Below are 13891 nucleotides of genomic sequence, written 5' to 3'. Positions count from 1 at the left end.
TCGCGGCGGCCGCGCTGCGCGCCGGATGCCTTTTCCTCGAACACGCGCTTGCAGCCGGCCGCTTTCAGCGCCGCGCGCTGCTGGTCGAGAGTCTGGCCGTCGGTCGAGACGCGGGCATATCCGATAAGCAAGGGCAGGGGCTTCCTCGTGGGCGACATGCCCGGAATCTACCTCGTGCAAACCGTCGCGGAAATCCCTATTATGCGACAAGAAAGCTGTCGCGGGTTTTGGAATTTTTGCGACAACGCAGCATCATCGAAATTGGTTGAACAATGAAGTCGCCTGAACTCCACATACTTGAGAGAATAGAAGCCCTCCGCGCCGAACTCGCACGTCCTGTTGTCGTGGCGCTTGACGGGGGAAGCGGCTCCGGTAAGTCAACGATTGCGGCAAGGTTGGCGAAGCTGACCGACATAGCCTTGGTTACGCTCGATGATTTCTATCAAACGCAGGTTCCCGAATCCGAGTGGCCTCACAAAACCGTGGCGGAGCGGTTGAATCGCGTTTTTGAGTGGGACCGCGTTCGCGAGGCAATAGAGCCTCTACGCAAGGGGGAACCTGCACAGTGGCGAGCTTTCGACTTCATGCAGGGACTAGGCCCGGATGGCACTTACAGCCTCAAGAACGAATTTACCGAAGTCGCGCCAGCGCCCACGATTCTGCTCGAAGGAGCTTATTCCGCATCTCCGTTCCTTCGGGATTTGATCGACCTCGCCGTGATCGTGGATGTGCCGACCAAAGTGCGGCATGAACGGACTGCTGCGCGCGAACAGGGCGCGGAGGGCTTTTTAGCCGCGTGGCACGCTGTTTGGGACGATGTTGAAAGCTACTATTTCGAGCGCGTCTGCCCGCCAAGGTCTTTTGATCTGGTGATCCAGAATTAAATTCCTTCGCGCCCCTTATGTCGCGCAAATCCTGAAACCTGCACCACGTCCGCAGCGGCGCGGAATCCGGGCCGCGACGTGTCGCGAAAGTCAGTCGCACAAGTTTGACTTTCGCACCTGATTTTTGCGACAGATTTTTCCCTGCAAAATCAGCGCCGGCGATTTTGTCGCAAAAATCAGGAATTTCGCGACAAATTGATCGCGCCCCGGAATGCGAAGCCCCGCTGTCGGCCATTGTCTGAAGTTCCTCACGGGCAGGCGCTTGATACTTTACTAACTTGTCTGTAAAGTTTGGCTACTCTCACTGAATGGTGCTATCATGCCTGCCGCCCACTCGAACCGCTGGGTTCTTCTGGTGACCGTCGCCGCCGGTCTCCTGCTTATCGTTCTGGACAATTCGGTCCTCTACACGGCCCTGCCTACCCTGACGCGCGAGCTTGGCGCGACGGCAACGCAAGGGTTGTGGATCATCAACGCATACCCCCTCGTCATGGCCGGCCTGCTGCTCGGCACCGGGACGCTGGGTGACAGGATCGGTCACCGGCGCATGTTCCTCATCGGCCTCGTGCTGTTCGGTGTCGCGTCGATTGTGGCGGCCTATTCGCCTACAGCGGAAATCCTGATCGGGGCGCGGGCCTTTCTGGCGGTCGGCGCGGCGGCGATGATGCCCGCGACACTCGCCCTCATCCGCGTCACCTTCGAGGATGACCGGGAACGCAACATCGCCATTGCGATCTGGGGGTCGTTGTCGGTCGTCGGCGCTGCGCTCGGACCGATCATCGGCGGTTTTCTGCTCGGCCATTTCTGGTGGGGGTCGGTGTTCCTCATCAATGTGCCGGTAGTGGTCGCTGCCTTCATTTCGGCGCTGATCGTTGCGCCGAAGGTGGCCGGCGATGCGACCAAGCCTTGGGACGTGGTGTCGTCGTTTCAGGCATTGGTGGCGCTGTCGGCTTTTGTGATCGCGATCAAGGAATCTGCCCATGCCGGGCAGTCGTGGGCCGTCCCCGCTATTTCGCTGCTGGTTGCCATCCTCGCCGGAGCGCTGTTCGTCCGCCGGCAACTGCGCCTGCCGTTCCCGCTGCTCGACTTCTCGATCTTCCGCAATGCCGCGTTCACATCGGGCGTTCTAGCGGCCGCGTTCTCCCTGTTCGCCATCGGCGGTGTTGAGCTTGCTACGACGCAACGCTTCCAGCTCGTTGCGGGCTTCACGCCGCTGGAAGCCGGGATGCTGGTTTCGGCGGCGGCGCTCGGATCATTGCCGACTGCGCTGCTCGGTGGTGCATTCCTGCATCGTATTGGCCTACGTATCCTTATAGCTGGCGGGCTTGCGGCGGGATCGCTGGCGGTCCTGCTTGCGACATGGGGCATCACTCATGGCCTTGGCTGGCTGATCGCCGGTCTGGCGCTGACCGGTGCCGGCGTAGGTGCAACAATGTCGGTGGCATCAACGGCTATTGTGGGCAATGTGCCTGTGCATCGCGCCGGCATGGCGTCGTCGGTCGAGGAAGTGTCCTACGAGTTTGGCAGTCTGTTCGCTGTCACAATTCTCGGAAGTCTTTTGGCCTACCTCTATACGGTCAACGTCGTGTTCCCCGCCGGAACCTCGGAAGCGGCCCGCGACAGCATGGCGTCGGCGCTGGTCTTTGCCAACGAGGCGGGGGCCGATGGTGTTGTCGTGCGTCAAGCGGCAGGAATCGCATTCGACCACGCCTATACGGTCGTCATGTACGTGGCGGCGGGTGTTCTGGCCGTGGGTGCCCTGATCACCGGCATCCTGTTGCGGCGCTACGGTCCCGGCTCGCAATCGTCAGCCTATCCCACACAACACTAAGGAAGCCGACATGGCGAGAGCCAGCAAGCGCCTCGAAGTGCTTGAAGCCATTGTGAGCATCATCGAGCGTGACGGCCTCACCGCCGTCACCCTCGACGCCGTAGCGCTCGAAACCGGCATGACACGCGCCGGCCTTCTGTATCATTTCCCGTCGCGCGAAGCCCTGATCCTCGCCACCCATGAGCATCTGACTCGCTCATGGGAACAGGAGCTGGAAGCGAGCGCCGGCAACACCTCGGACAGGGCGACAGACGCCGAACGACACGCCGCCTACATCAACACCTGCGCAAGAGCTGCCCGGCGGGTCGAACTGCTGCTCATGCTGGAAAGCTTCGACAATCGGCAGCTTGGCGATCTGTGGCAACAGGTCATCGACCGCTGGGCACCTCCTGCGCCGATTGGAAACGACGCTGCCGAGTTGGACAGGTTCATTTCGCGCCTTGCCGCCGATGGGCTGTGGATTCACGAGGCGCTGTCGTCGCGCCCGCTCCCCGAGCAACTGCGCAAGCGTATCGCGGCGCGCCTCGTCGCGATGGCCGCCGGACCTGTTGAGGCGGAAGAAAACCTCCCGAAATAACTGGTGTCCCCCCACAACCCTACTGCGCCGGTGCTGCCGGCGCTTTCACGGTGATGGTGCATTGCTGATCTGAACCGGCCGTGCGCGCGGCCTCGGCGCATTGCCCGATCGCCTCGGCATTGTCGCGCACGAGCTGCGAGGAATCGGCCACGCCGCGCCAGCTTCGGGGATCGGCCACCCGCATCATGGTGACGCCGGCGTTCCATCGGTCCTGACCTATGACGGTCGCCGCAACATGGGTGTCGGCCGAGAAGGGCAGGAAACGCGGCAACAGCAAAATCAGGAATATGCCGACGAACAGCCCGACAAGGCCGGCCATCCATATGCGGAAATCCTGACTTTTCCGGTCGTAGGCGCTTTTCGTATGAGCGGCGAGGTTCCGGCCGGCGCGCTCGAGGTCGGACGCCTGCCGCTCGAGCTGCTGCGCGGCGGTGCGTATCAGGGCCTCGCCGCTGCGCTCGAGGAGCGCCGCATAGTGTGTCGCACCCTGCCGGAGAATAGGCGATTGCTCTACGCCGTGCAGCCGCTCCGCAACATTGTCGAGCGCCTGCACGAGCTGGGCGAGCTGGGGCTTGTAGTCCTGCGCCGGCTCGATCTTTTCGAGCTGGTCGAAAGCCGCTTCCAGCCCGCGCCGCATCACGGTCATTTCCGCGCCGATCTGCGCGCCCTGCGTCTCGATCGTGCGCCGGAGCGCGTCGAACGCGGCGGCCGGGTCGCCGGCGTCCTCGTCCAGTGCTTCCGGCTCGATTCCTTCCCTGTCGTCGTCCAGCTCCGCCATATTCTCCGTGCCTACCTTCCCAAACCGATGCCCCGGCTAAGTTGCCGGCTGCGTGACATTTCCTCTTGCAGCTCGTGGGCGATGCTCTGCCCCCGGCGCTGCTGCTGCCCGATTCCGAGTTCCTGACGGCGATTGCGCAGGATGGAATCTACCTGCGGGTCACGCTCAAGGCTCTTGGTCATGCCGTTCATCTGGCTTTCGACCTTGGCGCGGGCATCGTCGTGCTGCCAGCCGCGAAGCTCCCGGCGCTGGCCCTGTAGCTCCTGCCAGCGTTCAACGAACCGCTCGGCCCTGATATTCGGGTCTTGCAGCGCCGCGTTTTCGCGCTTCATCCCGTCGATAACCTGCGCGACACGCTCCCGGCCGGAAAGCTCGGTCATGGCGCGCACCGTCGCCGGGTCGTTTTGCAACGTCGAGCGCAGCAAATCTTTCATGCCGCCCTGCACCTGGTCGAGCTGCCGGCCGGCATCGCCTATTTCCTGCCGCTGCATGTCGAGGACCGGCAAGCCCTCGCGCCGGTGCTGGTCGATCGACTGATAGGCCCGCGAATAGCGGTCAACGGCGGCCTCAAGCGGCGACTGCCCCCGCGCCCGCTCGGCCAGCCGGTCGGGCGCAGGCGCCTGCCGCAAGCTCCCTTCCCTTTCCGGCCGCTCTGTGCGCTCCTGTGAGGGGGCAGGACGCGCATTGAGCTTGAGGCCGGCGAACATACCGCGCCGCTGCTTCTCGGCCTGCTGCGGCCGTTTCTGGTCGATCTGCGGGCCGTCCGCGCCGGCGCGGTCTGGCTCGCGGCTCTCGGGCGCGGCGCGGCGGCCGAGTTTCAGGCCCTCGAACGGCCGTTGGCGCTGCTGTCGATCGCCGGCGAGATCCTCGCGCGGATCTGCACGAAGATCCTGCGCGAGATCCGCGCGAACTTTTTGCGAGGATCTCCGATCAAGGGCATGATCCCCGGCCGTCGACTCCCGTTCCGCACGTAGCCCGGTGCGCTCGGCCGGAATCTCGATCTCGCTGCGGACGCCCATTTGCTCCGCGATCCCGCGCCGCTCGGCAAAGTCGCGGGTATAGTCGAGCGTCGTTTCCTTCACGCCCGACCGCGACAGGCGGCGCTCTAGCTGGCTATAGGCCAGCTCGCCGGCGTCCTGAACCTTCCATGTGTTGCGGTGCGTCTGCGTCCCATCCGGCAAGGTGACGGGGGTGGAACCCTCATGCTGTAGGCCGATCTTCTCCCCGATCTCGGGCGCGGCCTCCTTCATGGCGCGCTCAAGATCGACGCCCCATAGGGTGCGCTGCTCGCCCTTGTCGTTTTCCAGCGTCACGAAATAGCTGTCGGACTTCTGCGGGTCATGCTCATAGGGCGCGGCCCCATGCTCGACCAGCCGGCCGGCATTGGTGAACTCGTCCTGTGCCGCGTAGAGCTGCACCCCGTCACGATGCCGGGTCATGGCGACATAGGTTAGATGCCGGTCCATCGTCCCCGACGCCATCACATAGGCGCGGTCCACCGTCGCCCCCTGATTTTTGTGAATCGTCGTCGCATAGCCGTGGTCGATCGCCTGATAATCGCCCATCGGCACGGAAACACTATCGCCGCCCCGGCCGTCGAGCGTGGCAATGATGCGGCCCGGCTCGACATGATCGACCGTGCCTAGCATCCCGTTTTTCACGCCAAGGTCGCGGTTGTTCTCCAAGAACACGATGCGGTCGCCGGGCGCGAACTCCCGCTTGCCGTCATTGGTCTGGAAGGTCAGCGCGCCGGCGTCCTCGCCCTGCGCCAGCTCGCCCCGGTCCTGTAGCTCGGCCCGGATCGCGTCGTTGATGGCGCGAACATCGGCCCGGCGATGCGCCATCGCTACGCGGGTGCCGTCCGGGCGCTCGTCGCGATCGGCAAGGTAGTCGCGCACGATCTGGCCCCGCGCGTCCTCGCCGGTTTCGGCAAAGCTGATATTGCCGCGATCCCGATAGGCCGCCAGCCCCTCGGCCGTCCGGTGCGTGGCGAAGTCAACCGACGCCTCCCGCTGCCAGTCCACGCGCTGCCGGCGAATCTCGGACAGCTCGGCATGGCCGATTTCCTCCGTGATCGCCCTAAACGGTGCGCCCGCCCCGATCGCCTGCAACTGCTCATGGTCGCCTACAAGGACGATCTTCGCCCCGCGCGCCTCGGCCTCGCCAACGAAGCGGGCGAGCTGGCGGCTCCCGACCATGCCCGCCTCGTCGATCACGAACACGTCGCCGCGGCCGAGTGTGCCGCGGTCGTTCTCCCAACCGCGGGACCATGACGCGAGGGTGCGGCTCTGGATGCCGGAAGATTCCTCCAAGCCCTCGGCCGCCTTGCCCGACAGCGCCGCGCCGTGGACCTGATAGCCCTCGGCCTCCCACGCCTCGCGCGCGGCCGCGAGCATGGTGGACTTGCCAGCGCCGGCATAACCGACAACGGCCGCGATCCTCTCCGGCCCGGTGATATGCTCGATCGCCCGGCGCTGCTCGTCCGACAGCCGGGCGGAAGCATCGCCGGCGCTGCGCTGAATGGCGGCGTCCTGCCGATCTATCGCCCGCTCGACATGCCGGCGATCGACGCCATGACCATGCGCGCCGTGCATCCGCTGCGCGCTCTCGATCATGCCGGATTCGATCTCGACCATTTCCCGCGTCGAATACCGCGCAAGCTCGATCTCGCCCGTTGCCGGGTCCGCGCGCTCGGGCTGCAACTCGACCAGCGCCGGCGAGGCCATCACCTTCGCAAAGGCGCTCTGGAACTCCTGCGGGTCGTCGTTGATGTAGCGATGCAGCGCCCGCGCAACGTCGTGCCGGTCGAACACGCTCTTTTCGCCGGTGATGAGGGTTAGAACCTGCTCGGGCTTCTCTCGGATCAGCTCGGCATTGCGCCGGGCCGCTTCCTCGTCCAGCCGCGACCGCGACACGTCGAGGCCGCGCCGCTCCATCTGCGTGGCATGGACGCCCATATGCTCGGTCGGCGCGATCTCTAGCCCGCGCTCCATGTGCGAACGATGGTCAATGCGAATATCTAGCCCGGCCATCGCAAGGCGCTCGTTGGCGATCCCCTCCCACCTCTGGCGAAGGTCGCGGAGCTGCATATCGGTCGTCGGCAGGTCGTGCGCCAACAGCCATTTGTTTTCGCGCTCAAGATAGGTCTTGTCGCCTAACCCGCCCTCCGTCACCTGCCGCGTGGTCATAAGCAAATGGGCATGGTGATTGCGAACGTCGCTCGCCTCGTGCGGCGCATGAATGGCGAAGTCCACGGCCGCGCCGTAGCGGTCGGCCAGCTCCTGCGCCATCTCCCGCGCCGCCTCTAGCCGCTGCTCGGCCGAAAGCTCATGCGGCAAGGCAATCTCGAACTCCCGCGCAACGCGAGCGTCCTTCCGCTTCTCGGCAAATTCGGCGGCGTTCCACAAGTCCGACCGATCCCGCGCCCAATCGGCGTTCACGCCTTCCGGCAAGACGATCTCGGCATGTTCAACACCCTGCTTGGCCGTGTAGTCGTGCGTGATCCCGTCGCGCTCGTTGGTCAGCTTCTCCCCGGCACGATAAGCCATTGAGGCGACGGCGCTACGGCCACCCGCCCGCGAAACTGGCTTCATGCTGAAATGGTAGATTGCCAACCCGTTGCCTCGATCCCGTTTCCGCCTTTCCCGCCAGCCTCCAAGCTGGCGGCGCGCTGAGTTACGCAGTAACTCGTAAGTGCGCCCTTCTCAACTCAATCGCTACGCTCTTTCGCTGATCGGTGTGGCGCTCGCGGCAAGGTCGATGCAATGAACTGAGGCCGGAATTGTGCTGCAAAACCGCTGAAAACTCAAGCGCAACAGGCAAACGCTGGAAAAGACGGTCGGGAATGATAGTCTAGGCGAACAACCGGAAAAGGAGATTTGAGGAATGGCGCGCAAAACGATCGAACAACGCTTGGCCGAACTGGATGCGCAGCGCGCCACGCTCAAGGCCCGTCTGTCGAAGCAGGAACGCGCCAACGACACGCGCCGCAAGGTGCTGCTCGGCGCGCTCGTCCTGCATCGCCTCGAACACGGCAAGGATGAAGAATTTTCCCGGCGCTTGGGCGAATGGCTCAAGCGTGAGCTGCCCGACTTCCTGACGCGCCCCGGTGACAAGGAACTGTTTGCCGACCTGATCGACAACGCGCCGGCCGGGGAGACGACAGGCAGCGCCGGGGGGACGGCCGCATGAGTCAGGCGAGACTTGCATGGGGTGCGTTCAAGAACATGGTGCGGCAGGCCGCGCGTGATCCGCTATGGGCGTTCGTCGCTCTGCTCGCCGCACCTTTCCGCATCTGGAAACCGCTTCTCGGGCTTCTGTTCCTCCTTGTTATCGTCCTGTTCGTCGTCGGCTTCGGCGGCCGCTTCGCTCTCGAACAAATCGGCTTTCGCGTCGGCTCGGTTCCGGTTCTCCTGCTCGATCTCGTCACGCTGCTGGTGCTGCTGGCGCTCGCCTTCCGCTTCCTCACCAATCCGCTGATTATCCATTTCGGGGATATGGACGGCGAAACCCACGGCTCGGCCCGCTTCGCCACCGACAAGGAAACCGCCGCCCTCGCCCGCGCCGATTCCGGCCTGCTGATCGGCCGCGACGGCAAGACCGGAAAGCTCCTGCGCTATGACGGCCCGGCCCATCTGCTGACGATGGCACCGACGCGCACCGGCAAAGGGGTGGGAACCATCATCCCCAACCTGCTCACCGCCGACCGCTCCGTGATCTGCATCGACCCCAAGGGCGAAAATGCCAAGATCGCCGGCCGCGCCCGCCAGCAATTCGGCCCGGTCCATGTCCTCGACCCCTTCGGCGTCACCGGCCAGCCCTCGGCCGCCTTCAATCCCCTCGACCAGCTCGACCCGGCCGGCCTCGATGTCGCGGAAGATGCAAGCACCTTGGCCGACGCCCTCGTGTTCGATGAACCGGGCATGGCCGGCGAAGCGCATTGGAACGAGGAAGCCAAGGCGCTCATTGCCGGCCTGATCCTCCATATTGCCGCCAGCGCGCCGCGCGACAGGCGGAACCTCGCCACCCTGCGCGAATATCTCACCCTCGCCCCTGAAGCCTTCGCGGCGCTCCTGAAGGACATGCAGGCATCAACGGCCGCCTCCGGCCTGATCGCCCGCGCTGCAAACCGCCACCTCGGCAAATCCGACCGCGAGGCGGCCGGCGTCCTCTCGGCCGCGCAGCGCCATACCCATTTCCTCGACAGCCCGCGCATGGTCGCCGTCCTCGACCGATCCGATTTCGGCTTTGCCGATCTCAAGCGCCGCAACGTCTCGGTGTTCCTCGTCCTGCCGCCCGATCGGCTCGCCACCTATTCCCGCTGGCTGCGCCTGCTCGTCGCGCAAAGCCTCACCGACATGGCCCGCGATCCCGCCAAGCCGGCCGTGCCGGTCCTCTATCTGCTCGATGAGTTCGCCGCCCTCGGCCATCTGGCCCCCGTCGAGCGCGCAATGGGCCTCATGGCCGGCTACGGCGTCCAGCTCTGGCCGATCCTGCAAGACGTTCACCAGCTCCGCGCCACCTACGGGCAACGCGCCGGCACCTTCCTGTCAAATGCCGGCGTCCTACAGGTGTTCGGCGTCAACGATCACGACAGCGCCCGGCTTGTCTCCGATCTGCTCGGGCAGGAAACCGTTGTGTTCCAGACCATGAGCCGGGCGCTCGATTCCGATAAATCCGGCATCTCCTACGGCGAGCAACACACGGCCCGCCCGCTGCTGACCCCCGATGAGGTCCGCAACCTGCCGCAGCATGTCGAATTGCTGTTCCTCGCCGGGCAACGGCCGATCGTCGCCGGCAAGCTCGCCTATTATGCCGATGCAGAGTTCCGGGGGCTGTATGACGCTGCCTGACGTGACAAGAAGCGGACCCGGCGCATAGCGCCGGGACTTTGTTACGAACGGCCCTCCGGCTCTCTACGGCGCTATTGGGGAGCGCGTTCGCCTCCGGGCCGGCGCGGCTTGCGCCGCGATCCACCCGCCGACCTGGTGCAAGCTCTATTCAGGGAAACGCCACGGCCGCGACGATAGCCCCCCGGCCGGCCCGCTCTCATCATCTAGGGCCGTAGGGACGGCCGGGGGGCGGGCCACGCGCGCAAGCATTAGCGTATTTAGCTATTTACGTATCAACGTGCATAAGGCTCGATCGGCGGCAATCCGTGCTGTGCCAGAACCGCCGAAAGCCCGGCCTCGGCCATCGCCTGAATTGTCGTTCCCTCTGCATCCGCGAGCTGGCGAAGGCGCTGCCAGTCCGATCGCCGGACCTTGACCGTAAGCGCGACAGTCTCGCCCCCTCCCCTCTTTCGCCTCGGCGTCGGGATTTCCACGGCCGGGCGATCGTCCTCGATCGCTGCAAGGCTGGTGGCCTCCGCGCCGGCCTTCGGGCGGGTGAAGGCCGCGAGGCCGGTTGCTTTCTTTGCCATAGGTTTCGCTCCTTCAATACGCGCTTACGTATTTAGCTATTTACGTTCTAACGTGCCTTTAATCCACGCCCACAAAGCCCGGATTTCCTCCGCTGCTTTCCCTTCGGCCTCGAACTCCGTCACGGCGCTGCCAGTCGTGACGGCGCGGGCGAACGCGCGCCGGTCGGTAATCTCGCCGGGAACGATCGGCAGTCCGTAGGCTTCCAGCGCCGCGCGCGTCTCCCCGATCTCGGGCGCACGGAACGGGCAGGCAGACAGGACGAACGCGCCGCGCACTTTCGCGGCCGCCACGATCTCGACGGCGGCCGGGACCGCAGCGAGGTCAAACGCGGACGGTCTGACCGGAATCAAGACCAGCTCCGACCTTCGGGCGATCTGGCCGGCCGCCGGGGCGGCATGGGGCGGGGCGTCCACTACGGCCAAGGTCATGCCCTCGCCCTCGGCCGCCCTAAGCGCGGCGTCCAGCTCCCCGGCCTGCGCCGTGGCGACGATCGGCGTTCCGGCTTCCCGCGCGCTCGCCCATGCGGTCGCGCTCTCCTGTGGGTCCGCGTCGATGACGCAAACCCGTTCGCCGGTCGCCTCGGCCGCCACGGCGGTATGAACCGAAAGCGTGGTTTTTCCGCTCCCGCCCTTCTGGCTCAAAAACGCAATGACGTTCATGCGTCAATCCTTCTTTGCGTGAATACGTATTGAAGCATATAGCTAAGGACGTTACTACGTCTTTAAGCTAGTGCGGCCATTCCTCGGCCGGCCAGTCGCGCGACGTGTGGATGACGCGCACGATCACGACGCTTTCCCGGCCCCCCACGTCCCGCAGCTCATAGGCGATGATGTAGGGATGACGGGCGAGGGACTTTTCATAGGTTCCGCTCACCCGCCCCGGCCGGCCGGTCGCAAATTCGCCGAGCTTGTTCCCGGCGTCCTCGATCGCATCCACGACCCGTTCGGCGGCGAATGGGTTGTCCTCTGCGATATAGCGCAGGATTTCGAGGTTATCCCGCTGCGCCTCAATCGACCAGACAACCGGCCTCATCCGCGCGCGGCTTTCCGGCGCTTCGCTTCCTCGATAACCTCACGCATTTCCGCGACGGCCTGCGCATGGGGGATCACTCGGCCGGCCGCTGCATCAGCCATGCCGCGCTTGATACCGTCGATGATTTCAAGCTCGCGATCGACATAGGCGGCGACGGCCTCGCCGGCGAGGAAGGATTTGCTTCGCTGCGTGTCGTTCGCGATCCGGTCGAGCTTTTCTTTCACATCGGGCCTAACCCGAATCGTCATGGTGGTGCTGGCGGTCATGGAATCGCCTCCGTGTGTTGAATTGTGTACACTCTAGCACGTTTTCCCGGCCGCCGCCATCGCCTTCTATCAAGGTAATACGTTTACACGTCAATACGTATTAACGTAAATAATTAAGCGCCGACCTTGCCCTTCACTCCCTCTCGAAAGCCATAGGACGCTGGTCGCAGGCGCGAGCGGTGCGGATTAGGTAGTGGGGGTGCCGTTTCCCGGCCCGCCTATACGCGGGCCGGAACCGCCGCAGGGCTGCGTAAGCAGCCCGAACAGCGGCGACCGCTTATGTTTTGCCTCTTAGATAAAGATCAGATGGGGATTCAGTCTGGTTATCGGACTCACGTTTCATGAAGTTTTTCGCCATGCGCACAAGGGCCTGTCCTAGCGGGCTATCGCCGGCGTCGATCTGCGTTCGCTCATCGAGGGGCAGGGTGGTCTTGTAGGCGTCGATTGCCTCGCTCCAAGCCCGCTGATCCTGTCCATGATCGGCGGGCGGGGGTGGAGCCTTGCCGAACCGTCCAAGGAACTGCCGGGCCTTCTCCGGCAGGGACAGGCGATAGGCGTTGCTGGCCTGCTGCACCTGTGGGCCGCGCCCTTCGTTCCCGGTCGGCTCATAGCGCCGCAGCCAGTCAATGAAGCCATGCGCCCGCAGATTCTTCAGCGCCCGCACGATCGTATCGCGCGACCGGCCTAGCCGATCCATGATCGTGGTGATTGACGGCTCAAGCCGGCCGGTGCGGAAGTCGATGAGATTGACGAACAGCCGCAGCACGTCCAGCGCCACCGATCCTAGCGGCCCGCTGCGCTCGCCCTTCTCGTGCAAGCCGGCCTCGTTGTAGATTTCGGCCGCCTTCAAGATCGCCTGCACGTCCTTGCGCGTCGTCGGCCGCCATATGCGGCCCTCCGATCGTCCCCGGATATGGCTATGCCGGCGAACTGGTGTCGGGCAGCGTGGGGCAGGGGGCGGAAAGATCAACCCTAGCGCGGTCTGTCCCGATCCCCGCAGGGCGGCCCGGCGCTCATGGGCGAGCGTCGTAAGCTCGCCGGCCTCGTCGTCGGTGAGCTGGCCCGCGCCGTATCGAGTCCAAACCTCCCGCATGATTTCATCAAGCGCGTTCCCGCGCGCGCAGCCGATCGCGGCCGCGTAGTGCGTCCTCAACATATGCCCTCGTCCTTCCTTTTGAAGGACATGACAGCGCGGACGGCAGGCACAGCTTTCCCCGTTTCCGCAAGAATCAATCTTGCGAATTGGAGTGCTCTAGCGTAGATAAGGGGAGACTTTGATGGCCCCGGCTCTACGGTGTGTCTGACGGCCTATAAAACGCTCGACCGCGCCAACGGTCGGGCGTTTTGCCGTTATGTCCCTTGCTTCGCTTCGATATAGAACCTCAACGCTTCCTCGATGATCGGCGCGCGCCCTCGCAAGCCCGCGTCGTCCTTCAGGCGGTCAATCGCCGCGACCAGCTCGCCGGGCAGATCGGCCTGCACAAGAATCCGGCCCTCCGCGCGCCAACGGGCGCGCAGGTTTCGGACACTTTCCAGCTTAACTTGTTCTCGGGTGCGACTCGCCATGTCTACATGAAGAGACGAAATCGCCCGATTCTGCAACCCTTTGCGTAAGGGGGCGAGAAAGGCACTACTTCTAGGGCCGGGCGACTAAACGTAGTTGCGTCAATGCGTATCCACGTCAATGCGTTCTATGGCCCGGTAGAGGGTAGAGCGATGCACACCCAAGAGCCGGGCAACCTCGGCCGGCTTCTTGTCCTCGCTGATGAGCTGGCGGGCGTGTGCGATCTGCTCGGCCGACAGGGCAGGGGGGCGGCCGAACCGAACGCCCTTCGCCTTCGCCGCCGCGCGGCCGGCGCTCGTGCGCTCATGGATCAAGCTGCGCTCGAACTCGGCAACGCCGGCGAAGAAAGTCAGCACCATGCGCCCGGCCGGCGTCGTCGTGTCGGCCCACGGCTCGGCCAGCGAACGCAAGCCGGCCTCGGCGTGGCCGATCCGCTCAGCAATGTCGAGAAGATCGCGCGTCGATCGGGCGAGGCGATCAAGCCGCGTCACCGTCACCACGTTCCCGGGCTGCAAATGGTCCAGCATCTTCGCCAGC

At 64.5% G+C, this 13891-nt stretch carries 15 protein-coding genes; 5 read left to right on the top strand and 10 right to left on the bottom strand.

The annotated features are described in order from the left end of the window. On the bottom strand, positions 1-158 hold a 158-nt coding region (locus tag FAA97_RS20870; protein WP_425467441.1), incomplete at its 3' end, for a recombinase family protein. Positions 159-272: 114 nt separating this feature from the next. Between FAA97_RS20870 and FAA97_RS20865 the strand changes: the two genes are divergently transcribed. From FAA97_RS20865 to FAA97_RS20855, 3 genes are all read left to right on the top strand, one after another. After that, positions 273-884 carry a uridine kinase family protein gene (locus FAA97_RS20865; RefSeq protein WP_020820347.1) on the top strand — a complete coding sequence of 204 codons (612 nt, stop codon included), beginning with the start codon at positions 273-275 and terminating at the stop codon, positions 882-884. Between the two features lie 355 nt (positions 885-1239). After that, positions 1240-2715 (top strand): MFS transporter, encoded by a 1476-nt coding sequence (locus FAA97_RS20860; RefSeq protein WP_246041616.1) that lies wholly within the window; start codon positions 1240-1242, stop codon positions 2713-2715. A gap of 10 nt (positions 2716-2725) precedes the next feature. Continuing rightward, positions 2726-3292, top strand: a complete 567-nt coding sequence (locus FAA97_RS20855; protein ID WP_136600489.1) for a TetR/AcrR family transcriptional regulator — start codon at positions 2726-2728, stop codon at positions 3290-3292. Positions 3293-3311: 19 nt separating this feature from the next. Here the strand turns inward: FAA97_RS20855 and FAA97_RS20850 are convergent, their stop codons facing one another. Both FAA97_RS20850 and traA read right to left on the bottom strand, forming a co-directional pair. Then, complete coding sequence (locus FAA97_RS20850; RefSeq protein WP_006473465.1) at positions 3312-4070, bottom strand: DUF6118 family protein; 759 nt, start codon at positions 4068-4070, stop codon at positions 3312-3314. A gap of 11 nt (positions 4071-4081) precedes the next feature. Continuing rightward, the gene (gene traA, locus FAA97_RS20845) at positions 4082-7684 is read right to left on the bottom strand and encodes a Ti-type conjugative transfer relaxase TraA (protein WP_024269998.1); all 3603 of its coding nucleotides are present in this window, start codon (positions 7682-7684) and stop codon (positions 4082-4084) included. A 271-nt stretch (positions 7685-7955) separates the two neighbouring features. Between traA and FAA97_RS20840 the strand changes: the two genes are divergently transcribed. Continuing rightward, complete coding sequence (locus FAA97_RS20840) at positions 7956-8261, top strand: hypothetical protein (protein WP_020821017.1); 306 nt, start codon at positions 7956-7958, stop codon at positions 8259-8261. Continuing rightward, a complete protein-coding gene (locus FAA97_RS20835) occupies positions 8258-9922 on the top strand; it encodes a type IV secretory system conjugative DNA transfer family protein (protein ID WP_023512661.1) in 1665 nt (554 codons plus the stop codon). The genes FAA97_RS20840 and FAA97_RS20835 overlap by 4 nt, the downstream gene beginning before the upstream one ends. A 272-nt stretch (positions 9923-10194) precedes the next feature. Here the strand turns inward: FAA97_RS20835 and FAA97_RS20830 are convergent, their stop codons facing one another. From FAA97_RS20830 to FAA97_RS20800, 7 genes are all read right to left on the bottom strand, one after another. Beyond that, entirely contained in the window at positions 10195-10491 is a 297-nt protein-coding gene (locus tag FAA97_RS20830) for a hypothetical protein (RefSeq protein WP_006473490.1), read from the bottom strand. Positions 10492-10527: 36 nt separating this feature from the next. Next, on the bottom strand, positions 10528-11151 hold the full coding sequence (parA, locus tag FAA97_RS20825; protein WP_021316632.1) for a ParA family partition ATPase: 624 nt from the start codon (positions 11149-11151) through the stop codon (positions 10528-10530). Between the two features lie 67 nt (positions 11152-11218). Then, positions 11219-11524 (bottom strand): type II toxin-antitoxin system RelE/ParE family toxin, encoded by a 306-nt coding sequence (locus FAA97_RS20820; protein WP_006473480.1) that lies wholly within the window; start codon positions 11522-11524, stop codon positions 11219-11221. Further along, positions 11521-11790, bottom strand: coding sequence for a CopG family ribbon-helix-helix protein (locus FAA97_RS20815; RefSeq protein WP_006473479.1), 270 nt, complete (start codon positions 11788-11790; stop codon positions 11521-11523). The genes FAA97_RS20820 and FAA97_RS20815 overlap by 4 nt, the downstream gene beginning before the upstream one ends. Before the next feature lie 277 nt (positions 11791-12067). Continuing rightward, positions 12068-12946, bottom strand: coding sequence for a helix-turn-helix domain-containing protein (locus FAA97_RS20810; protein WP_020817827.1), 879 nt, complete (start codon positions 12944-12946; stop codon positions 12068-12070). Between the two features lie 194 nt (positions 12947-13140). Next, positions 13141-13356 carry a ribbon-helix-helix protein, CopG family gene (locus FAA97_RS20805; protein WP_020817828.1) on the bottom strand — a complete coding sequence of 72 codons (216 nt, stop codon included), beginning with the start codon at positions 13354-13356 and terminating at the stop codon, positions 13141-13143. A gap of 99 nt (positions 13357-13455) precedes the next feature. Beyond that, on the bottom strand, positions 13456-13891 hold a 436-nt coding region (locus FAA97_RS20800; protein WP_136600488.1), incomplete at its 5' end, for a recombinase family protein.

The sequence above is a fragment of the Peteryoungia ipomoeae genome (genome assembly GCF_004912165.1).
Lineage (GTDB): Bacteria > Pseudomonadota > Alphaproteobacteria > Rhizobiales > Rhizobiaceae > Allorhizobium > Allorhizobium ipomoeae.
Note: the sequence above shows the minus strand (reverse complement) of the source record. Positions and strands in the feature narration are given on the sequence as shown.